Annotated in this window: 1 protein-coding gene; it reads left to right on the forward strand. The window is 57.1% G+C overall.

Going from position 1 to position 406, the window contains the following annotated elements:
- Positions 1-73: 73 nt before the first annotated feature.
- On the forward strand, positions 74-406 hold a 333-nt coding region (locus tag PY649_RS34910; protein WP_285873632.1), incomplete at its 3' end, for a response regulator transcription factor.

The following is a 406-nucleotide window of genomic DNA, read 5'->3' on the forward strand; positions in this document are numbered from 1 at the left end:
TACGTTCGATTGCCGTACCTTTCGTCGGCGTTAAACTGCTAGTCGTATATCCATACGTCCTGAAAGGTGTCCCTTGGGCGCGAATATTGCCATCGCGATCGTCGACGATGATGAGCTTGTCCGGACCTCGATGGCCGGCTTGCTGCGTTCGTTCGGCATTCGAACCGTGGCATTTGAGTCCGCCGATGCATTGCTCGCGACCGGCGCAGACAGTTTCGACTGCATCGTTTCCGATCTCCAGATGCCCGGAACCAGCGGCCTCGAGCTGAGGCGCATCTTGAATAGCCAGGCACATGTCGTGCCCGTGATCATCATGACGGCCTTCCCTGAACGGGTGAACGATGCACGCCGCCTGGGTGAGCACTTTCCATTGATTGAGAAGCCGATCGATAGCGGGCAACTGATC

Origin of the sequence: Rhizobium mayense, assembly GCF_030272705.1 — a bacterium.
Lineage (GTDB): Bacteria > Pseudomonadota > Alphaproteobacteria > Rhizobiales > Rhizobiaceae > Rhizobium > Rhizobium mayense.